Annotated in this window: 23 protein-coding genes, 1 tRNA gene and 1 pseudogene; 12 read left to right on the forward strand and 13 right to left on the reverse strand. The window is 65.2% G+C overall.

The window, feature by feature from the left end:
* Positions 1–24: 24 nt before the first annotated feature.
* Entirely contained in the window at positions 25–774 is a 750-nt protein-coding gene (locus tag JF781_RS04295) for an O-methyltransferase (RefSeq protein WP_225328513.1), read from the reverse strand.
* A 236-nt stretch (positions 775–1,010) separates the two neighbouring features.
* Between JF781_RS04295 and JF781_RS04300 the strand changes: the two genes are divergently transcribed.
* The 7 genes from JF781_RS04300 to JF781_RS04330 all read left to right on the forward strand — a co-directional run bounded on the left by JF781_RS04300 (position 1,011) and on the right by JF781_RS04330 (position 6,594).
* Complete coding sequence (locus JF781_RS04300; RefSeq protein ID WP_225328514.1) at positions 1,011–1,874, forward strand: ParA family protein; 864 nt, start codon at positions 1,011–1,013, stop codon at positions 1,872–1,874.
* Positions 1,871–2,689 (forward strand): segregation/condensation protein A, encoded by an 819-nt coding sequence (locus tag JF781_RS04305; protein WP_225328515.1) that lies wholly within the window; start codon positions 1,871–1,873, stop codon positions 2,687–2,689. The genes JF781_RS04300 and JF781_RS04305 overlap by 4 nt, the downstream gene beginning before the upstream one ends.
* On the forward strand, positions 2,686–3,513 hold the full coding sequence (gene scpB, locus JF781_RS04310; RefSeq protein ID WP_225328516.1) for an SMC-Scp complex subunit ScpB: 828 nt from the start codon (positions 2,686–2,688) through the stop codon (positions 3,511–3,513). Before JF781_RS04305 ends, scpB begins: the two co-directional genes overlap by 4 nt.
* Positions 3,513–4,256, forward strand: coding sequence for a pseudouridine synthase (locus tag JF781_RS04315; protein WP_014380296.1), 744 nt, complete (start codon positions 3,513–3,515; stop codon positions 4,254–4,256). The genes scpB and JF781_RS04315 overlap by 1 nt, the downstream gene beginning before the upstream one ends.
* Complete coding sequence (gene cmk / locus JF781_RS04320) at positions 4,253–4,924, forward strand: (d)CMP kinase (RefSeq protein ID WP_225328517.1); 672 nt, start codon at positions 4,253–4,255, stop codon at positions 4,922–4,924. The genes JF781_RS04315 and cmk overlap by 4 nt, the downstream gene beginning before the upstream one ends.
* A complete protein-coding gene (der, locus tag JF781_RS04325) occupies positions 4,921–6,321 on the forward strand; it encodes a ribosome biogenesis GTPase Der (RefSeq protein ID WP_225328518.1) in 1,401 nt (466 codons plus the stop codon). Before cmk ends, der begins: the two co-directional genes overlap by 4 nt.
* Positions 6,322–6,517: 196 nt before the next feature.
* Positions 6,518–6,594, forward strand: a tRNA-Pro gene (locus JF781_RS04330).
* A gap of 37 nt (positions 6,595–6,631) precedes the next feature.
* On the opposite strand, the gene JF781_RS04335 is transcribed toward JF781_RS04330, so the two are convergent.
* Positions 6,632–6,940: a tyrosine-type recombinase/integrase gene (locus JF781_RS04335; protein WP_225328519.1), complete on the reverse strand. Its 309-nt coding sequence runs from the start codon at positions 6,938–6,940 to the stop codon at positions 6,632–6,634.
* Positions 6,941–7,052: 112 nt separating this feature from the next.
* Between JF781_RS04335 and JF781_RS28680 the strand changes: the two are divergent.
* Positions 7,053–8,881, forward strand: a pseudogene (locus JF781_RS28680) (IS481 family transposase).
* Between the two features lie 46 nt (positions 8,882–8,927).
* Here JF781_RS28680 and JF781_RS04350 read toward each other — a convergent pair.
* The 3 genes from JF781_RS04350 to JF781_RS04360 form a co-directional block, all read right to left on the reverse strand.
* The gene (locus JF781_RS04350) at positions 8,928–11,213 is read right to left on the reverse strand and encodes a DEAD/DEAH box helicase (protein ID WP_225341144.1); all 2,286 of its coding nucleotides are present in this window, start codon (positions 11,211–11,213) and stop codon (positions 8,928–8,930) included.
* Positions 11,214–11,331: 118 nt separating this feature from the next.
* The gene (locus tag JF781_RS04355) at positions 11,332–11,844 is read right to left on the reverse strand and encodes a GNAT family N-acetyltransferase (RefSeq protein ID WP_225328522.1); all 513 of its coding nucleotides are present in this window, start codon (positions 11,842–11,844) and stop codon (positions 11,332–11,334) included.
* Between the two features lie 3 nt (positions 11,845–11,847).
* Complete coding sequence (locus tag JF781_RS04360; protein WP_023869322.1) at positions 11,848–12,117, reverse strand: DUF1778 domain-containing protein; 270 nt, start codon at positions 12,115–12,117, stop codon at positions 11,848–11,850.
* Positions 12,118–12,458: 341 nt separating this feature from the next.
* On the opposite strand from JF781_RS04360, the gene JF781_RS04365 reads away from it, so the two are divergent.
* A complete protein-coding gene (locus JF781_RS04365) occupies positions 12,459–12,803 on the forward strand; it encodes a hypothetical protein (RefSeq protein ID WP_308011559.1) in 345 nt (114 codons plus the stop codon).
* 11 nt (positions 12,804–12,814) lie between these two features.
* On the opposite strand, the gene JF781_RS28400 is transcribed toward JF781_RS04365, so the two are convergent.
* The 3 genes from JF781_RS28400 to JF781_RS04375 all read right to left on the reverse strand — a co-directional run bounded on the left by JF781_RS28400 (position 12,815) and on the right by JF781_RS04375 (position 15,079).
* Complete coding sequence (locus JF781_RS28400; protein ID WP_008257331.1) at positions 12,815–12,949, reverse strand: hypothetical protein; 135 nt, start codon at positions 12,947–12,949, stop codon at positions 12,815–12,817.
* A 53-nt stretch (positions 12,950–13,002) separates the two neighbouring features.
* Positions 13,003–13,437: a DUF4383 domain-containing protein gene (locus JF781_RS04370; protein ID WP_225328524.1), complete on the reverse strand. Its 435-nt coding sequence runs from the start codon at positions 13,435–13,437 to the stop codon at positions 13,003–13,005.
* An 85-nt stretch (positions 13,438–13,522) separates the two neighbouring features.
* A complete protein-coding gene (locus JF781_RS04375) occupies positions 13,523–15,079 on the reverse strand; it encodes a succinic semialdehyde dehydrogenase (RefSeq protein WP_225328525.1) in 1,557 nt (518 codons plus the stop codon).
* Positions 15,080–15,506: 427 nt separating this feature from the next.
* Here JF781_RS04375 and JF781_RS04380 point away from each other — a divergent pair, with 427 nt between their 5' ends.
* Positions 15,507–16,745 carry a fatty acid desaturase gene (locus JF781_RS04380; protein WP_225328526.1) on the forward strand — a complete coding sequence of 413 codons (1,239 nt, stop codon included), beginning with the start codon at positions 15,507–15,509 and terminating at the stop codon, positions 16,743–16,745.
* Positions 16,746–16,896: 151 nt separating this feature from the next.
* On the opposite strand, the gene JF781_RS04385 is transcribed toward JF781_RS04380, so the two are convergent.
* The 4 genes from JF781_RS04385 to JF781_RS04395 form a co-directional block, all read right to left on the reverse strand.
* Positions 16,897–17,100 (reverse strand): cold-shock protein, encoded by a 204-nt coding sequence (locus JF781_RS04385; RefSeq protein WP_225328527.1) that lies wholly within the window; start codon positions 17,098–17,100, stop codon positions 16,897–16,899.
* A 160-nt stretch (positions 17,101–17,260) separates the two neighbouring features.
* Positions 17,261–17,395, reverse strand: coding sequence for a hypothetical protein (locus JF781_RS28405; protein ID WP_255641019.1), 135 nt, complete (start codon positions 17,393–17,395; stop codon positions 17,261–17,263).
* A gap of 234 nt (positions 17,396–17,629) precedes the next feature.
* Positions 17,630–18,097: a DUF5994 family protein gene (locus JF781_RS04390; protein ID WP_225328528.1), complete on the reverse strand. Its 468-nt coding sequence runs from the start codon at positions 18,095–18,097 to the stop codon at positions 17,630–17,632.
* Positions 18,098–18,344: 247 nt separating this feature from the next.
* Positions 18,345–19,136 carry a transglutaminase family protein gene (locus tag JF781_RS04395; RefSeq protein WP_225328529.1) on the reverse strand — a complete coding sequence of 264 codons (792 nt, stop codon included), beginning with the start codon at positions 19,134–19,136 and terminating at the stop codon, positions 18,345–18,347.
* Between the two features lie 139 nt (positions 19,137–19,275).
* Here JF781_RS04395 and JF781_RS04400 point away from each other — a divergent pair, with 139 nt between their 5' ends.
* Positions 19,276–20,022, forward strand: coding sequence for an ANTAR domain-containing protein (locus JF781_RS04400; RefSeq protein WP_225328530.1), 747 nt, complete (start codon positions 19,276–19,278; stop codon positions 20,020–20,022).
* Between the two features lie 30 nt (positions 20,023–20,052).
* Here JF781_RS04400 and JF781_RS04405 read toward each other — a convergent pair whose 3' ends face one another.
* On the reverse strand, positions 20,053–20,844 hold the full coding sequence (locus tag JF781_RS04405; RefSeq protein ID WP_238955957.1) for a GAP family protein: 792 nt from the start codon (positions 20,842–20,844) through the stop codon (positions 20,053–20,055).
* 1,031 nt (positions 20,845–21,875) lie between these two features.
* Here JF781_RS04405 and JF781_RS04410 point away from each other — a divergent pair.
* Positions 21,876–22,097, forward strand: a complete 222-nt coding sequence (locus JF781_RS04410) for an MbtH family protein (RefSeq protein WP_225328532.1) — start codon at positions 21,876–21,878, stop codon at positions 22,095–22,097.
* The last annotated feature ends 18 nt before the right edge of the window (positions 22,098–22,115 follow it).

Below are 22,115 nucleotides of genomic sequence, written 5' to 3' on the forward strand. Positions count from 1 at the left end.
CGGGCGCGGTAACCCCCGCTCTTTTCAGCCCAGGTATTCCGACTCCAGCACCAGGTCGGCCATCAGCGACTGGTACTCGAGGTGGGTCTTGTGTTCGACGGTGTTCCACAGTCTGTCCTGCTGTTGGCGCATGTACGCGCGGTACTTCGGCGCGCCCGGCACCCGCACGTTGTCGGCGACCACGATCGACCCCGGATGCAGCCAGCCCCGATCGAGGATGCTCTTCAGGTCGTCCAGGTAGGCGTCCTTGTCGTGATCGAGGAACACGAAATCGAGTGCGCCGGCGGCAAACCCGTGATCGGCCAGCGCATCCAGGGTGCGGCCACCGTCGCCGACGGTCCCGACCACACAGGTCACGCGGTCGGCGACGCCGGCATGCGCCCAGATCTGGCGGGCGTTGGCCGCGTTGGCCTCGGCGAGTTCGACCGAGTACACCTTCGCCTTCGGCGCGGCCCGGGCGATGCGCAGCGCGCCGTAGCCGCAGTAAGTGCCCAATTCGAGGGCCAGCGCCGGATCGGCGCGCCGCACGGCGGCGTCGAGCAGCAGCCCCTTCTCGTCGCCGACGTTGATCAGCATCGACTTCTCGTAGGCGAACTTGTCGATGGTGGCCAGCACGTCGTCGACGTCGCCCGCCCGGGCGTTGCGCAGGACGTACTCGACGGCGGCCGCTTCGCGCCCGTCACCGATCTGACCCGTGGTGTTGATGTTCTTGACCCCGGGGGCCATCCGCCAGACCGACCACCGCAGCAGGGGTATCCGTCGCTTGAGATCCATAGGGGCCACGATAGGCCGATCGCCGACAGTGCTAGCACCGGCGACAGCATTTTTCGGCAGGCGCATCGCCCCCCCAAACTGGTGCTGCTGTGACTGGAGTGAATAGGCTGTCGGGATGTGCGTTTCACCACCGATTTCCCCTCGTATTGGCTGGTTAATTGCCTGCGGGTCGCCGGGTTTCGGCGCGCGGACCCGTTAGACTTTCGGTCGATGTTCACCTCCCGAACACCCCCGCCATGACCGAGCAGCCGGACAACGGCGTCGAGCTCGGCCTGACCGGGCGGCCGCCGCGGGCGATCCCGGAGCCACAGCCGCGCACCTCGCACGGCCCGGCCAAAGTCGTCGCCATGTGCAACCAGAAGGGTGGCGTCGGGAAAACCACGTCGACCATCAACCTGGGTGCCGCGCTCGCCGAGTACGGCCGCCGGGTGCTGTTGGTGGACATGGATCCGCAGGGCGCGCTGTCCGCCGGCCTGGGCGTCCCGCACTACGAGCTGGAAAAGACCATCCACAACGTGCTGGTGGAGCCGCGGGTGTCGATCGACGACGTGCTGCTGCAAACCCGGGTCAAGCACATGGATCTGGTGCCGTCCAACATCGACCTGTCGGCAGCCGAGATCCAGCTGGTCAACGAGGTGGGACGCGAGCAGACGCTGGGCCGGGCGCTGCACCCGGTGCTGGATCGCTACGACTACGTGCTGATCGACTGCCAGCCGTCGCTGGGCCTGCTCACCGTCAACGGCCTGGCCTGTTCCGACGGGGTGGTGATTCCCACCGAGTGCGAGTACTTCTCGCTGCGCGGCCTGGCGCTGCTCACCGACACCGTCGACAAGGTACGCGACCGGCTCAACCCGAAGCTGGAGATCAGCGGGATCCTGCTGACGCGGTACGACCCGCGCACGGTCAACTCGCGCGAAGTGATGGCCCGGGTGGTGGAGCGGTTCGGCGACCTGGTGTTCGACACCGTCATCACCCGAACCGTCCGGTTCCCGGAGACCAGCGTGGCCGGCGAACCCATCACCACGTGGGCCCCGCGATCCACCGGGGCCGTCGCCTATCGCGCGCTGGCCCGCGAGTTCATCGACCGATTCGGCGCGTGAACGCGACCGCAAATGGTGAGGCGCCCCAACAGAATGGCTTTCAGGTCCGCCTGACCAATTTCGAGGGGCCGTTCGATCTGCTGCTGCAGCTGATCTTCGCCCATCGCCTCGACGTGACCGAGGTGGCGCTGCACCAGGTCACCGACGACTTCATCGCCTACACCCGCGAAATCGGTCCCCAGATGGAGCTCGAGGAGACCACCGCGTTCCTGGTGGTGGCCGCCACCCTGCTCGACTTGAAGGCCGCCCGGTTGCTGCCGGCCGGGCAGGTCGACGACGACGAGGACCTGGCGCTGCTGGAGGTGCGCGACCTTTTGTTCGCCCGGTTGCTGCAGTACCGCGCGTTCAAACACGTCGCCGAGATGTTCGCCGAGCTGGAGGCCACCGCGCTGCGCAGCTACCCGCGCGCCGTGTCGCTGGAGGACCGGTTCACCGAGCTGCTACCCGAGGTGATGATCGGCGTCGACGCCGACCGCTTCGCCCAGATCGCGGCGATCGCGTTCAGCCCGCGGCCCGTCCCGACGGTGTCGGTGGCCCACCTGCACGAGGTGCAGGTCTCGGTTCCCGAGCAGGCCAAGAAGCTGTTGGCGATCCTTCAGGCGCGGGGCAGCGGGGCGTGGGCGACGTTCTCCGAGCTGGTGGCCGACTGTGAGGCGTCGATGGAGGTGGTCGGGCGGTTCCTGGCGCTTCTCGAACTGTATCGGTCGCGGGCGGTAGCATTCGACCAGTCAGAGCCGCTTGGCGTGCTCCAAATTTCGTGGACCGGGGAACGTCCGGTCAGTGAAGCCTTGGTAGAAGTGCGGGACGAATCATGAACGGCGCCGGTGACGACGCAGAGCGCAGCGATGCGGAGGAACGGCGCTTCGGCACTGCCGGTGACGACGCAGAGCGCAGCGATGCGGAGGAACGGCATCTGAACGGTGCCGAACCCAGCGACGACATCGATCCCGACGTCGACCTGGATTCCGACCTCGACGTCGGCATCCCGGACATCGCCGAGGCCGCGCCGATGGAGTCCGAGGAACTCGGCTCCGTGCTGGAGGCGCTGCTGCTGGTGGTGGACACGCCGGTCACCGCGGAGGCGCTGGCGTCGGCCACGCAACAGCCGGTGTATCGGATCGCCACCAGGCTGCAGGAGCTGGCCGAGGAACTGACCGCCCGCGACAGCGGGATCGACCTGCGGAAGAACAGCGAGGGCTGGCGCATGTACACCCGCGCCCGGTTCGCGCCGTATGTGGAGAAGCTGCTGCTGGACGGGGCGCGGTCCAAGCTCACCCGGGCCGCGCTGGAGACACTGGCCGTGGTCGCCTACCGCCAGCCCGTGACACGCGCGCGGGTGAGCGCGGTCCGCGGCGTCAACGTCGACGCCGTGATGCGCACGCTGCTGGCGCGCGGCCTGATCACCGAAGCCGGGGTGGACGACGACAGCGGCGCGACGACGTTCGCCACCACCGAGCTCTTCTTGGAGCGCCTGGGGCTGACGTCGCTCGCCGACCTGCCCGACATCGCGCCGCTGCTGCCCGACGTGGACACGATCGAGGACCTCAGCGAATCCCTGGACAGCGAGCCACGTTTCATCAAACTTTCCGGTGGCCAGGCGGCCGACCCGGCGCTGACATTCGACGTGGACCAGGATTGATGGTCGAAGCTGAGGGGATCCGGCTGCAAAAGGTGTTGTCCCAAGCCGGAATTGCGTCGCGGCGGGCCGCCGAGAAGTTGATCATCGAGGGCCGCGTCGAGGTCGACGGGCAGGTGGTGACCGAATTGGGCACCCGCGTCGACCCGGACGCCTCGGTGATCCGTGTCGACGGGGCCCGGATCGTCCTGGACGATTCGCAGGTGTATCTGGCGCTGAACAAGCCGCGCGGCGTGCACTCGACCATGTCGGACGACCGCGGCCGGCCGTGTATCGGTGATCTGATCGAACGCCGAGTTCGCGGTAACAAGAACCTGTTTCACGTCGGTCGGTTGGACGCCGACACCGAAGGGCTGATCCTGCTGACCAATGACGGCGAACTCGCGCACCGGCTGATGCATCCCTCCCACGAGGTGCCCAAGACCTATCTGGCCACGGTGACCGGGTCGGTGCCCCGCGGGGTCGGCAAGGCGCTGCGCGCCGGGATCGAGTTGGACGACGGGCCCGCGCGGGTCGACGAGTTCGCGGTGGTGGATGCGATCCCGGGCAAGACGCTGGTGCGGGTCACGTTGCACGAGGGCCGCAATCGCATCGTGCGTCGGCTCCTGGCGGCCGCCGGATTCCCGGTGGAAGCGTTGGTGCGCACCGACATTGGACCCGTGTCGCTCGGCAAGCAGCGGCCGGGCAGCTTCCGGGCGCTGGGTCGCGACGAGATCGGGCAGCTCTACAAGGCGGTGGGCCTGTGAGTGGGGTTGTGGTGGCCATCGACGGCCCGGCGGGGACCGGAAAGTCTTCGGTGTCAAAGGGATTGGCGCGCGCCTTAGGAGCCCGCTACCTCGACACCGGGGCGATGTACCGGATGGTGACGCTGGCCGCGTTGCGTGCGGGCGTCGATCCGGGCGACGCCGACGCGGTCGGCCGGATCGGGTCGACAGCGCAGCTGTCGGTGGACGGCGATCGGTGTTTCCTTGGCGGAGAGGATGTTTCGACCGAGATTCGGGGGGATGCCGTCACCGGCGCCGTCTCGGCGGTGTCGGCGGTGCCCGCGGTGCGCGCCCGGCTGGTCGAGCTGCAGCGTGAGATGGCCGCTGGGCCGGGCGATGTCGTCGTCGAGGGCCGCGACATCGGCACCGTCGTCCTGCCCGACGCACCGGTAAAGATATTTTTGACCGCGTCCGCCGAAACGCGGGCGCGTCGGCGCAACGATCAGAACGTGGCGGCCGGGCTGGCAGACGACTACGACGCCGTGCTCGCCGACGTCCGCCGCCGCGACCATCTGGATTCCACCCGGGCGGTGTCGCCGCTGCGGGCGGCCCCCGACGCGGTGATCGTCGACACCAGTGAGATGACCGAGGCGCAGGTGATCACCCACCTACGGGACTTGGTCAAGCAGCGAAGCGGGGCGGTGCGGTGACTCAGGACGGCACGTGGAGCGACGAAAGCGACTGGGAATCCGTCGAATTCGGCCTCGACGAACAGGAGGAGGCCGGCCCGGCGCCCGTGGTGGCGGTGGTCGGCCGGCCCAACGTCGGCAAGTCGACGCTGGTGAACCGGATTCTGGGCCGTCGCGAAGCGGTGGTTCAGGACATCCCGGGCGTCACCCGCGACCGGGTCTCCTACGACGCGCTGTGGACCGGCCGGCGGTTCGTCGTGCAGGACACCGGGGGATGGGAGCCGGACGCGAAGGGGCTGCAACAGCTGGTGGCCGAGCAGGCCTCGGTGGCCATGCGCACCGCGGATGCGGTGATCCTGGTGGTGGACGCCGTCGTCGGCGCCACCTCGGCCGATGAAGCCGCCGCCCGGATCCTGCTGCGGTCGGGAAAGCCAGTGTTCTTGGCGGCCAACAAAGTTGACAGCGACAAGGCCGAAGCGGACGCGGCGATGTTGTGGTCGCTGGGGCTCGGTGAGCCGCACGCGGTCAGCGCGATCCACGGCCGCGGGGTCGCCGACCTGCTCGACGAGGTGCTGGCCGCGCTGCCCGCGGTGTCGGAGGTGGGGCCCAAACCCGGTGGGCCGCGCCGGGTGGCGCTGGTCGGTAAACCCAACGTCGGCAAGAGCTCGCTGCTGAACAAGCTGGCCGGCGATCAGCGCTCGGTGGTGCACGATGTCGCGGGGACGACGGTGGACCCGGTGGACTCGCTCATCGAGCTGGGCGACCGGGTGTGGCGGTTCGTCGACACCGCCGGGTTGCGGCGCAAGGTCGGTCAGGCCAGCGGACACGAGTTCTACGCCTCGGTGCGCACGCACTCGGCCATCGACGCGGCCGAGGTGGTGATCGTGCTGATCGATGCGTCGGACCCGCTGACCGAACAGGATCAGCGGGTGCTGTCGATGGTCATCGAAGCCGGCCGGGCTTTGGTGCTGGCCTTCAACAAGTGGGATCTGGTCGACGAGGACCGGCGCGAGTTGCTGGAGCGTGAGATCGACCGCGAGCTGGCGCAGTTGCGGTGGGCGCCGCGCGTCAACATCTCGGCCAAGACCGGCCGCGCCGTGCAAAAGCTGGTGCCGGCGATGGAGACCTCACTGGCGTCGTGGGACGCGCGGATCGCCACAGGCCCACTCAATTCCTGGCTGAAAGAGGTGGTGGCCGCCACCCCGCCCCCGGTGCGCGGCGGCAAGCAGCCGCGCATCCTGTTCGCCACCCAGGCCACCGCCCGGCCCCCGACGTTCGTGTTGTTCACCACCGGGTTTCTCGAGGCGGGGTATCGGCGTTTCCTGGAGCGCCGGTTGCGCGAGACCTTCGGTTTCGAGGGGTCGCCGATCCGGATCAACGTGCGGGTGCGCGAAAAGCGGGGTGCCCGGCGGCGCTGAGCGCTGGGCGTTTGGAAGGTGGCGCCTCTCCCGAACCGAGTGGTGACTCTCGAATCCGATAGCGCATGCGCTAGCACGTTTGCGCATCACCTCATGGTGCCGAGAGATACCGGGCCTTCCACGAATGGGCGCCTGGCGGATTGGCGGAGCGCTTGCGGTAGGCTTTCGACCTGCTGCCGGTGGAACCACTGGCGCGCGGGCTGTGGCGCAGTTTGGTAGCGCACTTGACTGGGGGTCAAGTGGTCGCAGGTTCAAATCCTGTCAGCCCGACCAGAAAGGACGTGTCTTGATCTGCGGTGACGCGATTAGGTCAGGATGAGATGACGCGGAGTTGGGGACCACTTGGGGACCACAAGTGCCGCTCAAGCAGGTCGCCCGCATTGATGGCGGATTGCCGGTCGGGGTGCAGATAGCGCTGGGTCGTTGTCAGCGCTCCGTGACCGGCGATCTTGCGGAGGATGTGTACCGGGACACCTGCATCGGCCATCCACGTCAGTCCCGTATGCCGTAAGCCATGGCGCGTGAGCTTTTCGTAGCCGAGCTGGGTGACCACGGCGTCCCAAGAAGTGGCGTCGCGCAGCGTGGCTGTGGTGATCCTTCCGCCCCTGGGGCCTGTCAATGTTTGGTCTCAAGAGATGCTTGACGGTCTGTTCTCAAGTGACGCTTGACGTTTCGGCCTTGATCATGATCTTGTTTCGTCCGGCTTTGTCGGTGTCGGGGTTGGGCGGGTTGTGGATCAAGAGGCGTTGGTGGAGTACCGGTATCGGGCGGTTTGTGAGGTGTTGGGCGGCTCCCCGATCGGTGAGGTGGCGGCGCGCTATGGCACGACGCGTCAGTCGGTGGACACGTGGCGGGACCGGTTCAAGCAGGAGGGCATGGCCGGGCTTGCTGATCGGTCGCGCCGCCCGCATACCAGCCCGACCAAGCTCGACGCCGACGTCGAGGCGTTGATTTGTCGGATGCGCCGCGAGCATCCACGCTGGGGCGCGCGCCGGATCAGCCATGAGCTGGGTAATCACGGCTTGGAGCGGGTGCCGTCACGGGCGACGGTGCATCGAGTGTTGGTTCGCAATGGGCTGATCGATCCACAAGCGCAGCAGCACAAACGCACCTACAAACGCTGGCAACGGCAAGCGCCGATGCATCTGTGGCAGCTCGACATCGTCGGCGGGGTGCCGTTAGCCGATGGGCGCGAATGCAAGCTGCTGACCGGTATCGACGATCATTCCCGGTTCGTGGTGCTTGCCACCGTGCTGACCACCCCCTCGGCGCGGGAGGTGGCAGAGGCGTTCATCGCCGCGATGCGCCGCTACGGAGTGCCCTCGGAAGTGTTGAGCGACAACGGTGGTCAGTTCACCGGCCGGTACATCAAGCCGCTTCCGGTTGAGGTGCTCTTCGAAAAGATTTGCCGTGACAACGGCATCAAACAGCGGCTGACCAAGCCCCGATCACCGACCACGACCGGCAAGATCGAACGTTTCCACAAGACCTTGCGCACGGAGTTCTTCGACCACGTGGCGCCGTTCGAGTCGATCGCTGCCGCGCAGGAAGCCGTCGACGCCTGGGTGCACGCCTATAACCATCAACGCCCGCACCAGGCCCTGGATATGGCGGTGCCCGCTAGCCTGTTTCGGCCCAACGGCCCGACCCGCCTCGAGGCTGCGAACCGTTCGACCGAGGTGCAGGACGCGCCATCGGCGTCGCTGATCATCGATGTCATCGCACCGCCCGTCAGCTACCGACGGCCAGTACGGCAGTGGAGTTCGAGGTGCGGGTCCCGCCCAGCGGCGAGGTCAAGATCCGCTCCGGGCGTCAGTCGGTGTCGGTGCACAAGAGCCTGGCCGGACGCACCCTGAGCGTGTGGGCCGACCTGCGCAGCATCCATGTGAGCCTCGACGGTGAGGTCCTACGCACGGTGCGGTCTCGTTTGATGCCCGAGGACTTGACCCACCTGGCGATGCGTGGCGCGCGACCAGCAGGCCCCGAGCCCGACCGGCCCGCGCTGCGGCGCGCCAACGGCACGGCCGTGGTCCGGCCCGGCGACGCAGTGGAGATCGACAGGACGGTCACCAAGGACGGCATGGTCTCCATCGCCGGCTCCACGCATCTGATCGGGTTCGCCTGGGCGGGGCGGCGTGTGACGCTGCGACTGGATGGGCACCTGATGCACGCCGTGATCGACAACGCGCTCGTCGGCACCTGGCCTTGCCCCGTTGGCGCCAATCAGCTCGGCCGTCTGACGGGTGCGCGAACACCATCCACCCCGCTGCCACCGCCACCGTTGCCACCGGGCTCGCTTCGTGCCCAGCGAAAGGTTCACGAAAGCGGCCGCATCATGGTCGCCGGTCAGAACATCAAGCTTGGCCCACGCCACCGCGGCAAGATCGTCACCGTCATCATCGAGGACACCCATCTACGCGTCCTGCACGGCGAAGAAGAGATCGCCGTACGCCCGCGGCGAAACCTCAAACCCATCACTCGGTTTCACGTCACAGGGGCAGGAGCTAACGGCCAAAGTCGTCAAGCATCTCCTGACGACAACCCGTCAAGAATGTCCTGAGTCCTTACACCGACAGACCGCTGGTCAAGTGGGGTGGCGCGCTGTTCTATCCGCTCACCTTGCGCGGGTCGGGGAAGCCCATCTTGAGGTAGCCGGGTGCTCGTTTCTTTAGCGATGAGGCGATGACGGGAGTGAGTTCGTCGTGGTAGTCGTGCACGGTTGCGGTGGTCTTCGAGGGGTAGGGACGGGTGACGCGACCGATGTATTGCACCAGGCGATTCTTGAAGGTGATTGGCGCGGCCAGGAACAGTGTGTCGAGAGCGCGGCAGTCGAAGCCTTCCCCGATGAACGAACTGGTGCCGACGATGAGGAGTGGATCCGAATCGGGCGTGTGGTTGGCAAGTTGGTCGGCGATCTGGCGGCGTTCGCGAGCCTTCATGCCGCCGCTGAGCACGGTGACAGTTTTTCCGGCGGTACGTAGTCGATCAGTGATGGCGTTGAGGTGCTCGACCCATGTGGTGAGCACCAGGATGTTGGCGCCGGTTTCGGCGGCGGTCAGGACGTCGGCCACGATTTGGTCGAGTCGTGCGTGATCGGCGACGAGAGCTCGATAGATTTCGGCCATTCCACCGGGTGCGGCGGGGTCGGCGTCGCCGCGGTAACGGAATTTGGTCGGGTGCAGGTGCAGAACTGGGTGGGGCGTAAAGAGGTCGGAGCTGTCGACCGGAAGTTGTCCAGTACCCGACTGGTCGATCGCTACGTGGTGTGATCCGAGTTGGTGATAGATCAGGTCTTCGAGCCCGTCGCGGCGTTCCGGGGTGGCGGTCAGGCCGAGCCAGTACCGCGCGGCCATGCGGCTCAGGACGCCGAAGAATGCGTTCGCTGCGACGTGGTGGCATTCGTCCACGATTACGAATCCGTAGTTGGCGGTGATTTCCTCGACGTTGTCGCGGCGGGCAAGCGTTGGCAGTAAGGCGATATCAAGAATGCCTGTGGTTTTCGATCGCCCACCGCCGATTTGACCGCACTTGAAACTGAGGTGGCTGCTGATCCGGTCGCGCCATTGGTCGGCCAGGGCTTTGCGATCGACGAGGACCAGAGTGGAGGTGGACCGCGATTCGATTGCCGCGCAGGCTATCACCGTCTTGCCGGTACCCGGTGGTGCGACAAGGACGCTGGTGTCTTGTTCGAGGAGTTGGCGCAGTGCGCTGGTCTGCGCGGTGCGCAACGGCGTACCGCAGGTGAAGTTATGGTTTTGTCCGGCGACGCGTTTATCGTCAATGCGTAGCGTGCTGTCGGCCGATTCGACGAGTTCAGTGAGCAGCGGATGGAGGCCGCGCGGCAGGACGAGATCACCTTCAGCGGTTTCGTCGTAGCTGTAGAGGAACCGCGGTGTGTCCCAAGTGCTGCGGCGAGCACGTTGGCGGGCATCGAATTCCGGATTGCGAATCGACGCGGCATGTTTAATAGCCGAGATCATTGCTGGGCCAAGATCGTTAGCAGTCAAAGTGAGTCGTGAAGTGAACTCGGCGCGCACGATTGCCGCCGGCCGCGGGATGATCCGCGACGACGTCGGCAGCTGCAAACGCCGGACGCGATGGCCGATCTGCGGCTCGGGAAGTTGACGCGCCAACGCGATCACTTCTTTGGTGGACAATCTGGCGATGCTTGACAGGTATGCCCACTGATCCTCGTAGGGCTCAAGGGTAGCGGGATCGAGGAAGACGGTGGTGCCGTGTTGACGGCGCTTACCGTTCATGGGTGCGGCAATCAGATTGCCCACCCCTCGCCCGGTGTGTACGTCCTGGGACGGGAACAAGCGGTCATAACTACTCAGATGCATGCTGCCACGCAGGCGAAATGCCTCACTGAGCAGACTTGTCGCGATGCTGCGGGCGACCGACGCCGAGATCGCATGAGCAAAGAAGATCCACACGTGAGCTCCGCGCCCGGATTGTGATACCTCCAGCGCAGCCGGAATACCATAGGACCGAGCCGCTTTCATGTACGCGAGCGCGTCGAGCATCGCGGCTTCCTTATCGAAATCGGCCGCGACCCACCAGCAGGTGTCGTCATCGCTGAGTGGATATAGGCCGATATGTGTTTCGCCTCGCAGGTGGGCATCAACGACCTCGGGGGTCAGTGGTAGGTAAGGCGCGTCGGCCCGGTTCATACCCTTGCGCCAATATCCTTTGATCGCCGGCATCCAACCTGAACGGCCATCTCGACGATTTTCCCAGCGCAGCGCGTAAACATCGGTGCGACAACGGAACAAATCGAAGAAGAACCGCACCTTATGAGCGGAGCTGGAGCCCATGGTCACCGGTGAGGCCGGCGCACCCGTCAGCGTCGCCTGGTCACTGGAGGCCGCGCGTGCCTGTTCCTCACTCAATTGAAGGAGATGACGCAAACGCGCGTTGTCGGCACGCAGCGTGTCTAACTCACCGGGGAAACTCTCGACACCGCTAACGGCCAACTCCTTTGTGCAGCATACTCTTCGGCGGAAGGGTCTACTGCCGCCAGCGCTCCCCGAGCGCTTTCGCCGCTGTGGATACCTTCATGACCAGACGACGCTCGCGGTTCGTGATGGGGACGAAATGGTAGTGCTCGTAGAAGGATTGCGCCTCGTCGTCTATAGCATCAACGACGATGAGCCGGCCGCCGCCGATTTCCGATGCGGCGACGGCTTTGCCCAGTGCGTCCAGAAGCAGTTGCTCGCCATATCCCTGACCCCGCAGCGACGTGTCGATCGCCAGGCGGGCAATCAAGTATCCGGGTACGCGGGAATAGCCACCGGCCATGGATCCCGAGACGCCGTCGTCGTTGCGTACTACTTCGGTGGGGCAGATGGCGAAATAGGCACTGACTTTCGGTTCGCCGAGCGGGGTCCACACGTAGACGTGCGCGACCCCGCTGCTGTCCGCGCGACGGGCATGGGCGATGAGCCAGGTATTCAGCGACTCCTTACCGCAGTCGAACCCTTCCAGCGTGTGGGCGTCAGCGAGTCGGGCGGACTCGAACACTGTTCAACGCCTTGTGAAGACCGCTGGTTTGCGTGCTGCTGCCGCCAGCCGCGGCGCATCGTCGGCAGCATCCAGCGAGGACATCAGTTTGTCGAACTGTTCGGGCTCCATTGCCGTTACCAGCTCTTGGCGCAGGATGTCTTCGGCCCGTTGCATCGCAGCTTTCCGCACGAACTCCGAGGTCTGCTCATGGACAAGGTTGGCGGCGCGCTGGATGCGGTCCAAGGTCGCTTGCTCCGCGCGAAGCTCGATGCGCTTCGTTTTGACTGCCACAGCGACATCCTTCCCCTCAAGCTATCTCTGCCTGCACTGTCGACTAGCTGATTGTACGGCGGATGTACGTACAGGGCTAGCCACGGCTGCGATCGGCACTGGGGACCACCCAAGGACCACACGCGATGCGCGATGCCGAACGGCCTGCACGTCCATTAACTTGAAGCTCGATGCGATGGCGGCGGAAACCGCCGGCGACCTCGGAAAACGCGCTACCCCACTTCCTGGGGGTCAAGTGGTTGCAGGTTCAAATCCTGTCAGCCCGACACAGGTCTACGAATGGGAGCGCGGCGGGCGCGTCGAACGCCTCGCCCGCGGCGGCCACTGGCCGCGATGAGAGCATGGGCCGGATGATCACCCACACCTGCATGGGCTGCGGCCTCAAAACCCGCTACTCCTACGGGCGCAACTGCGTGGGCTGCGGGCTAGAGACCCGCTGCTCGTACTACGGGGATTGGCCGGATCGGTATCAGCAGGCCGCGGTCGCCCTTGCGGCGCCCGCGAGGATCGTCAGCCTGGGCGAGAAGCACCCGACGGCCGCGTTGACGTTGGGGGTGCCCGGCTCGCTCATCGCCATGGCCGCGGTCGCCGCGTATCCGATGGTGTTCGTGCCGTTGCTGTTCCTGCTGGCCGTGGGGTTGGTGGCATCCTTCCGCTACGAGGAAGGCCGCAACCGCTCCAAGTAGGTTCTACCCCGTCAGTCCTCACGGTCCGGCTCGGTGAGTTCCGGCGCGTTCTCGCGGGTCGCCATGCCACCTTCGTGGCCGTGGTCCGCGGGGCCGGGGCGGCCGCCCTTAGGCTCGTCGTCATCTTTTTCCGAGTGCTTGCCCATCGCAATCTCCTTCGTCGACCGAAGGACTACCCGCAACGGCGCGATTTGAAGACCTACGGTGCCTTCCGGAGGTCGGCGAGCGAACGCTTGAGCCCGCCGTCCATCCGGATCTGCACGCCCGCCACCGCCACCATGATCGCCGCGGTTACCAGGTGCACCACCGCGTCGGTGACGTTGTTGGGAAACGTGAACACGAACGCGACCCGATGGGAAAAGAAGGCCCAAATGCCCGGCAGCGCACCGGCTATCGCGGCGAGCAGCAGATACAACACCGACCACGACTTGCGCATCGCGAAGACCAGGCCGGGAGCGAACAAGGCGAGGCCGGCGACGGCGTGCCACCCGTTGTAGTCCATTCCGAACAGCTGGACCGTCGGTGCGGTGGGCCCGATCGCGAAGCTGGGATTCATGATGAAGCCGATCACCGCCTGAATGACGTGGAAAACGCAAATGATCAGCAGCCCGACCTGGGCGAAACTCCACCTCACATGGCACCCCCTTGTGCGCGGCAAGATGCCCGAATACTACGTGCTGTAGTAGCGCCTGGCAATGGGGCGCTGGAATCGGCGAGCGTCAGTTCCGCCCGGGAATCTTCATCACCGTCCGCACGATGGGCAGCAGCGACTTCTGCCAGAGGGTCGACGGAATGCCAAGCGGCGGATCAAGATTGAACACGCGTGCGGTCGCGATCGTCTGAGATTCGGTGTACTTCAACAGGCCCTCGGGACCGTGGCGGCGCCCGACGCCGGACTGGCCCATCCCGCCCATCGGTGCGCCGAGGCTGCCCCACGCGAACGCATAACCCTCGTTGACGTTCACGGTCCCCGACCGCAGCCGGGAGGCGATTTGCTGGCCTTCCGCGGACGAGCCCGCCCACACGCTGGCGTTCAGCCCGTACTCGGTGGCGTTGGCCTTCTCGACGGCCTCATCCACGTCGGCCACCGGATAGATCGAGACGACCGGGCCGAACGTCTCGTTGGCCGCGCACTCCATCTCCGGCGTGACGTCGGTCAGCACCGTGGGCTCGTAGAACAGCGGCCCAACGTCCGGTCGGGCCTTTCCGCCGGCAATCACCTTGGCGCCCTTGGCTTTCGCGTCGTCCACATGGTCCGTCACGGTGTCCAGCTGACCCGCGGAGATCAGACTTCCCATGTCGATCGAGAAGTCATACGCGGAGCCCAGCTTCATGTTGCGCACCGCGGCGCCGAACTTGCCGATGAAATCGTCGGCGATGTCCTTCTCGACGTAGATCCGCTCGATGGAGATGCACAACTGGCCCGCGTTCGAGAAGCACGCGCGGGTGGCCGCCTTGGCGGCCTTGTCGAGGTTGGCGCCGCGCGTGACGATCATCGCGTTCTTGCCCCCGAGTTCGGCGGAGAAGCCGATCAGCCGGCGGCCCGCGTGCTCCGCGAGTTGCTTGCCGGTGGCGGTCGAGCCGGTGAACATCAGGTAGTCGCAGTTGTCGATGATCGCGGTGCCGACCACCGAGCCCGGCCCGGGCACGATCGCGTAGAGCGCCCGCGGCAGGCCGGCCTCATAGAGCAGTTCGGCGCACGCGAGCGCGCAATACGGGGTCTGGCTGTCGGGCTTGAGCACCACCGCGTTACCGGCCAGCAGCGCGGGCACCGAGTCCGACGCCGTCAGGGTCATCGGGTAGTTCCAGGGCGAAATCACCCCGACCACGCCCTTGGGTTGATAACCCACCGTGGTCTTGCCGATTCCCGGGAGCAGCGCCTGCACCGTGCGCGGCTTCAGCAGGTCCGCCGAGACCCGCGCGTAGTAATTCGCGTTCGCCACCAGGTCGACGATCTCCTCCTGCGCCGCCCATCGGGCCTTGCCCGCCTCGGCCTGCAGCAGATCCATCAGGAACTCGCGGTTCTCGACGACCAGGTCGCGATACCGGCTGATGACATCGATGCGCTCGCTGACCGGGCGGTTCGCCCAGTCGGCCTGCGCCGCGCGCGCGTCGCCGAACGCGGCTTCGACGTCTTCGGCCGTGCCGATGGGGATGGTGGTCAGCGGCTTGCCGGTGAAGACTTCGTCGATCGTCTTGGTCTGGCGTGCGGTGGCGTCCTTGATCGCGGCCAACTGGCGCAGGCGGTCGAAGACCTCGGCTGACGGTGCGGGCATGTCGTCACCTCTCAAAAGCGCAGGCGTCCAAAACACCAGACTATTGGCTCTGCGATGTCAGGCGTGTCCGGTGCCCGTGGGCTTGTTTTGAGCTGCTATCGCCGTGAGGAAGACGCTGGTGAGTCCGAAGGGTCTGAGAAGTCATGTAGCCTCAGGTATCGACCAACCCACGAGCCGATCAGGCAGGTGCTCTCACACATATGATACGGCCGTCCACCGGACCGGTGGGTACCGGACGCGTCGCCGTGCCGCCCCATACCCGCGGGCCGGTTTTCTAGATCGAGAAGTTCGCCGCTTATCTGACCTCGCGTCGATCCTCGCCACTCGCGCGTAAACCATCCACAAGATCGGACGTGACCCCCTTTGCCGCGGTTCGTAAACCCGCCCTGTCCGCATGCCTCCGTCCAGCCCGAATCTCACTGATTCCATGGCGATTACCGAAGTACCTGAATACGCCCACCTGAGCGATGAAGACCTCGAGAACTTCGCGGCCGCGCTGGACACCATCCGTTGCGACGTCGAAAGGTCGCGCGGCGCCAAGGACCGTGACTACATCCGGCGCGCCATCGCCTTTCAGCGATGCCTGGAGGTCGCGGCCAGACTGACCCTCATCGGCAGCAAAAAGAAGACCGGATGGGCTGTCGGAACCGCAGCGCTCGCGGCGGCCAAGTGCATCGAGAACATGGAACTCAGCCACAACATCAGCCACGGTCAGTGGGATTGGATGAACGATCCGGAAATCCATTCCAGTACCTGGGAATGGGACATGGTCGGTCCCTCGAAGCACTGGCAGTCCTCTCACAACCACCTGCACCACGTGTACACCAACGTCGTGGGCATGGACGACGACCTCGGATTCGGAGTCCTGCGGGTCACGCGTGATCAGGAGTGGGAGCCGAGCGCCCTGGCGCAGCCGTTGCGCGCGGTGTTGCTGGCGCTGGCATTCGAATGGGGCGTCGCGCTGCATGGCCTGTACGCGGTGCGGGATCGCGAGACAACAGAGGCCGGTAGATCTGCCCACAAACGGGTGATGATCCGCAAGATGGCTCGCCAGGCCGCTAAGGATTATGTCTTCTTTCCCGCGCTGGGCCGACGGCGATGGCGCCGCACACTCGGTGCGAACGTGGTGGCCAACGGGTTACGCAACGTGTGGGCGTACGCGGTCATCGTCTGCGGTCACTTCGCGGACGGCGCGGAAAAGTTCACCCCGTCGGTCGTGGAGAACGAGACGAAACCCGAATGGTATCTCCGGCAGATGCTCGGGACCGCCAACTTCCGAGCCGGTCCGGCGTTGGCGTTCATGAGCGGAAACCTCTGCTATCAAATCGAACACCATCTGTTTCCCGATCTGCCGAGCAATCGTTACCCCGAGATCGCCCAACGGGTACGCGCGCTGTGCGTCACATACGACTTGCCCTACACCACCGGTCCGCTGCTCCGGCAGTACCTGCTCACCGTCCGCACAATCTGCAAATTGGCGCTGCCCGACCGATTTTTGTCCGCGACCGCCGACGACGCGCCAGAGACAGCATCCGAGCATAGATTTCGTGACGCCGCGGGCCGGCCGCAAGTAGCAATCGCGGACGATGACGTGAGGCGACGCGGGTTGGCGACGGCGATGCTCACCCGCAGTAGACGAGGCCAGCCGAGGGGCCGGACCGCCTAGCGCGCCGAGCAGACCGCAATACCAGGCGGCTTTTGGATTGGCGCGCCGCGTATCTCGACGGACGCACGAACCCCGGGGCCGAGAAACAGCATCGCCCGGCCCCTGGGCCGTGTGAATAGCGGTCAGCCCCAGGGGTTTTCGTGCTCCACCGCTAGACGGCGGTCACTCCCACCGCCTGGGGGCCTTTAGGCCCCTGGCTGATCTCGAACTGGACGCGCTGATTCTCCTCGAGGGTGCGGAAGCCGCTTTCCTGGATCTCAGAATGGTGGACAAATACATCCTTTTCACCGCCGTCAGGGGCGATAAATCCGAAGCCCTTCTCGCTGTTGAACCATTTCACAGTTCCCTGTGTCATACGAACTTCGCTTTCTTTCGGAGCGGATGTATTTAGCTACATCCGGGTCAACCGTAACACAATCCAGCGACAAAATAGCGGGCGTTAATTGCCGGGCATACGGGGGCCCTGTGGCATGCAATCACGCATGGCCGGGGCGGTATCGAGGAAGATCGTCGCCTCAGCGCTTCTTGGTGACCAGCAGGGGTTCCGCCTGCGAGATCTCGGCGGCCTTGCCGCGCTTCGCGGCGCGTTTCTCTTTCAGGGATTTACCCGATTTCTTGCCCATGGTTTGCCGGGGAGATTTATCAGACATCGCGGCCCTTTGATTTGGGGGCCTGGCAGGTCCCGGTTTAACCGAGCGTACACCCCTCCTGCGCGCCCGGGCCTCCGCCACCAAAGCGGCCGCCAACTAATCCGACCTAAATTTCCACATCAAAATAAGTCGCGCCGCCCGCAACATGCATAACCGGCGAAAATGCACCGCGAAATCAGGATAAATCAGGTTTCAGTCGAATCAGGCGCTGATGCGTGCTGTGGCCGACATGGTCTACTCGCGGGCGCCGACTTTTTCCCCGCTGATCATCAGGCTCGCGACGGTCAAGCTGTTGTTCGGGCCGGCCGCGGTCATCATGACGGCGTGCGCATGGTGTTCGTCAGTGTGCGGTGAAACCACCAGGAGGGTGATTCTCTGGCGATTGAGCCCGAGCACCTCGACGGTGTGGACCGGCTGGCGGTGGTACCCGTCGAGCCGTACCGTCTGCGGACCGAACGCCAATTTTGCTGGTGCCGTTGCCCATTCGGCGAGGTTGTAGATGACACGGCCCACCGGACCAAGCCGAACCGATAGCACTGCGAGTAGATCTGGCAGCTCCGCCGTCAGGTCGTCACTGTGCGGCCACCACGCTCCATCGACATACCCGCTGCGGGGCGACTTCGGTTTCAGGCGCAGGCGCGGTGTGTGTAGCGGCGGGGCGTGCCGGCCCCCGGCATTGGTGTGGTCGTCATGCGGCGCCATAGTGACGCTCCCGTCTTGGCCGCCAAGCGGGCCAATCACTCGAATCGACGATGACATGGCTTTGAATCGTCACGTTCGAGGTATCGCCGATGGTCTTACCCTACTCCGGTCGTGTCCGAACGCGAGCGCGAATCGTCATTGCCACCGGCTCGCGAGGCGCTCTCACCGTCGCCGTGGCGCAAACATGCCGTGGCACAGCGGATTTCAGCGTGAATACGATGCCCGGAGTTCCGGTTTGCGGCTGACCTCAGCGGATCGAAACCAGTTGGTCGATCGAGTCGCGGGGCAATTCGCCGTCCACCAGGGCGCTCACCACCAGCCGATCCAGCGTGATCGCGCCTTTGTGGTTATCCAGGAAGGCCGTGTCGGCCGCGTCGCGACCGGTGGCTATGCGCACCAGTGCCTGTCGTGGCGCCAGCAGCGTCGCGTCGACCACCCGCCATTGCCCCTCGACGAAAGCTTCGGCGACCGCGTGGAAGTCCATCGGATTCACGCCCGGCGCGTAGACGGATACCAAGCGGGCCGGCACGCTGACCGCTCGCAGGAGTGCCACGACCAGATGCGCGTAGTCACGGCACACACCTTCGCCGGCGAGCAGGGTGTCCACCGCCCCGTCAATCGGATCGCTCGAGCCGGGTACATAGTTGAGTCTGGTGCCCACCCAGGAACTGACGTGCTCCAGCAGGGCCGTCGAATCGCGGTCGTTGCCGAATTCTGTAGCGGCGAAACCATAAAACTTGTCGGCCTCGGCGTAACGACTCGGCCGCAGGTACATCGACTGGTCGTATTCGGTCACCGGAGCCGGATCGGTGTGCCCCACGATCGTCGCTGCGTAGTCCACGCGCAGCGTGCCGACCTGCGCGTCGAATTTATGGATGCGGTTGCCGTGCAATCCGCTGACCTCCAAGGGCCAGATTCGCTCTCCGTTCAAGACGAAGCGCAGCGACTCGAAGACCTCGGCATGCGGGTGCGGCGCTACGGCAATCTGGAACTCCAGCGTCGTGGCCGCGGTGATTTCGACTTCAATCTCGGCGCCCACTTCTCGTCTCATAGCGAGATAGTGCGCCCGACCCGACCAGATCGCCAGCCGGGCGCCGGCGCGGATGACGCAGCGGCGGTCGGCAGCGAGGCGATCGTCGGCGGTTGAGCGTTTCTACAAACGGGTAGTGGCATAAACGGTGCACAGCCAAGATCAGTTCGATGCGATAGCCCGAGAAATGGTCCAAGGGGTCTCGGGCGTCTGTTGCGTGCTTCTTGATCGCGACCTGCGGATCCGGGCGGCGAGTCGAGGCTACGAGCGCGTGGCGCTGCGGGAACACGGCGAGTTGTCCGGGCAATACCTGTTTGACGCATTCCCCGACAACCCCAAGGATCCGCAGGCGAATGGGACGTCGAACCTTGCGTCGTCCCTGGAAATCGCGATGCGCAGCGGTCACACCCACAAGATGCGGCTGCAACGCTACGACATTCCGGACCCCGCCGCGCCCGACGAATTCCTGCCCAAGGTGTGGAGCCCCACCAACTCGCCGCTGCTCGACCACGGCGAGCTGGTGGGGGTGGTGCACTCCGTGAAGGAAGTCTCCCAAAGCCGGCAGCTCCTTGCCGAGGTGGCACGCGAGGTCGAGCACGGTGACTCCTGGGATCCGGCCGAGCTGCTGCACACATTCGAGGCGGTCAGCGCCGTCGAAGCCCGCCTTCACCTCCAACGCCAGCAGTCGCTGGCTCTCGAGAACAAGCAACTGCTGCGCGCGATCGAGACCCGGGACGTGATCGGGCAGGCCAAGGGCGTGCTGATGGAACGATTCAATATCGACGCCGAACGCGCGTTCGACCTGTTGACCCGGCTGTCGCAGGAGACGAACACCCGGGTCGAGCCGATCGCTCGCAAGCTGGTCCAGACGAAACGCCCGCCGCGTTCGGGCTGAGCCGTCGGCGCGGCCCGACGCACTCGTGGCTCAGACGATGTGCAGGCCCTGGGCCAGCTGTGACACCCCGACCACCGTGAAGAGGATGACCAGGATCTGGCGGTGATAGGTGCGCACCCAGTCGTGCAGCACCCGCAGCAGGGATTGGGTCTTTGCCGGCGTCGCCACATAGCCCACGAGGATCACCTCGACGACGGCGTACATCAGGGCGATGAACGCGACGGAGGCGCCGATCTGCGCGGTGAGCGACGCGCCCGACGCCGCGATGATCGCGACAATGAAGAGGACGCCGTCGACCGGCACCGAGATCAGGCCGATCACCCACGCGACCCACGACGACCCGCTCTCCCATGCGTCGTGGATGCGGCCGAGCAGGCGCCGGAAGGGAGAGCCGTCGTCGCTCGAGACGTCTTGCACGCGGGTCAGCAGCCGCGGCATGGCGATGGGGGCCCCCGAGGCCGACGACGGTGCCGACGATCGGTCGTCCGGGGAGAGTTGCGCCGTCCGCTCGCGCGTCACGAAGCGCACCGTCATCGCCGCCGCAATCGACAGCCCGATCACGCCGAGGCCGATTTGAACTTTCCCGAGGGTCGCCCCCGTGGAAGGAGAAGACGAACCATGCGCAACGTGGCCGAACAAGGGGGTGAAGTTCAGCAGCATCAGGGGGAGCACGAGCTCGGGCACGCATACCGTCAACCCGCCGACCCAGTAGGCGAGCAGGCTCGGTCCCGGCCGTGGCCGCGAGATCATCAGGAGGGCGAGCCCGAGACGAACCGGGTTGAGCGCAGCCAGGATTCCCAAGCCCAGCACTGACCCCCACATGGCCGCAGCTCTACCCGCGCCCGTCGACGCTTAAACGCCGACGGGACGATCCCGGCCCGGCTCCCCGAGGCCGCCGTCCGCCCAAGCTATGGACCGGCTGTGCGTGCTCAATGTTGATCTTGGTCAACGGATTCGGCGAAGCCGGCGGGCGGCCGTGAGATCAATCACAAGCAGCCCGCGCGCGGGTTGTCCGGTCCCGCCGGCCGTCAGGGCTCGGCGAATCGGGACCCGGATGTAGCCAGCGGCGGGTGCGCTTCGCCAACCACGAAACGCAGAGCGCCTCTCGTTGAACCAACGCCGCGGCAAACCGACTCACGACAGCTACGGCGAAGCAAGGTCGCGCCATGTCGATCGTCATGCCGTCGGTATCGGCTTAGCAAGCGTCCGTACGTTTTTGCACGGTGGGGGCGAGCGGTCCGGTCGGCCGGGCATCGATGTCATGCTCCGAACGCTTGCGCCGTGAATATGCTGCTGAGCGCGTGATTGGGAACGCACTTGCGGCGGCATAATCGGATATTTCACGGCGTGCGCCGTCGCGTCGAGCGGACCGAGGGGCCGGAAGGCAAATATTTTGCGATTGCGTAAGCGATGTCCGGGTCTGCACGCCGGCAAATCCAGTACTTTCGATAGGGGTGTGTGAAAGGAGGCGCTATGGCACACATGTCGCGGCGATGTCGTCGGCAACGGCGCTCAACGTTGTTTTGCTGGACAGCGAGACACGAGTGCAACAATGGTCGCTGTTAATGTCTTACGTAAGAACGCAATTCAAATGTTTCGAACCGCGCGGTCGGGGTACACCGCGAGCGTGAATGGCGACATTGACGGTCGTAGGGCCACCCCGGGTAGGGGGTCTGCCATGGCCGTCATGGCTCAGTTGCCACCGCGTCCAAACTCACGGGCGCCGCGTTCGACCGCATCCGCCGGTCGAGATACTGAACGAGCCTGACGGCTCAATCCTTAAGTGCTGCACGGACGTTCGTGCGGCCTGGCGCGCTTTGGAGTTTTCGTTTCGGTGTTAGGGGGTCCATCCAATGCAGCTCAATCCGTTCGATGACGACGGCGGCAGTTTTTTCGTCCTAGTCAATAACGAAGAACAGCACAGCCTTTGGCCAACTTTCACTACCGTTCCCGCCGGTTGGAGAGTAGTTTTTGGGGAAGCCGACCGCGCCGCATGCCTGCACTACATCGATGAACACTGGCCCGATATCCGGGCGAAAAGCCTCCGCGACACGCCGACCCGCGCCGGTTTGTGATGTTTAGACCGATGTCAT

The sequence above is a fragment of the Mycobacterium sp. WUMAC-067 genome (assembly GCF_020217485.1).
Taxonomy (GTDB): domain Bacteria; phylum Actinomycetota; class Actinomycetes; order Mycobacteriales; family Mycobacteriaceae; genus Mycobacterium.

Bases quoted from the DNA above. Each gene is read 5' to 3' on its own strand.
- JF781_RS04375 (WP_225328525.1), bottom strand. From the start codon at position 15,079: ATGCCCGCACCGTCAGCCGAGGTCTTCGACCGCCTGCGCCAGTTGGCC.
- JF781_RS04365 (WP_308011559.1), top strand. From the start codon at position 12,459: ATGGGCCGGATGATCACCCACACCTGCATGGGCTGCGGCCTCAAAACC.
- JF781_RS04295 (WP_225328513.1), bottom strand. From the start codon at position 774: ATGGATCTCAAGCGACGGATACCCCTGCTGCGGTGGTCGGTCTGGCGG.
- JF781_RS04390 (WP_225328528.1), bottom strand. From the start codon at position 18,097: ATGGCGCCGCATGACGACCACACCAATGCCGGGGGCCGGCACGCCCCG.
- JF781_RS04380 (WP_225328526.1), top strand. From the start codon at position 15,507: ATGGCGATTACCGAAGTACCTGAATACGCCCACCTGAGCGATGAAGAC.
- JF781_RS28405 (WP_255641019.1), bottom strand. From the start codon at position 17,395: ATGTCTGATAAATCTCCCCGGCAAACCATGGGCAAGAAATCGGGTAAA.
- JF781_RS28400 (WP_008257331.1), bottom strand. From the start codon at position 12,949: ATGGGCAAGCACTCGGAAAAAGATGACGACGAGCCTAAGGGCGGCCGC.
- JF781_RS04315 (WP_014380296.1), top strand. From the start codon at position 3,513: ATGGTCGAAGCTGAGGGGATCCGGCTGCAAAAGGTGTTGTCCCAAGCC.
- JF781_RS04300 (WP_225328514.1), top strand. From the start codon at position 1,011: ATGACCGAGCAGCCGGACAACGGCGTCGAGCTCGGCCTGACCGGGCGG.
- JF781_RS04410 (WP_225328532.1), top strand. From the start codon at position 21,876: ATGCAGCTCAATCCGTTCGATGACGACGGCGGCAGTTTTTTCGTCCTA.
- scpB (WP_225328516.1), top strand. From the start codon at position 2,686: ATGAACGGCGCCGGTGACGACGCAGAGCGCAGCGATGCGGAGGAACGG.
- JF781_RS04405 (WP_238955957.1), bottom strand. From the start codon at position 20,844: ATGTGGGGGTCAGTGCTGGGCTTGGGAATCCTGGCTGCGCTCAACCCG.
- JF781_RS04385 (WP_225328527.1), bottom strand. From the start codon at position 17,100: ATGACACAGGGAACTGTGAAATGGTTCAACAGCGAGAAGGGCTTCGGA.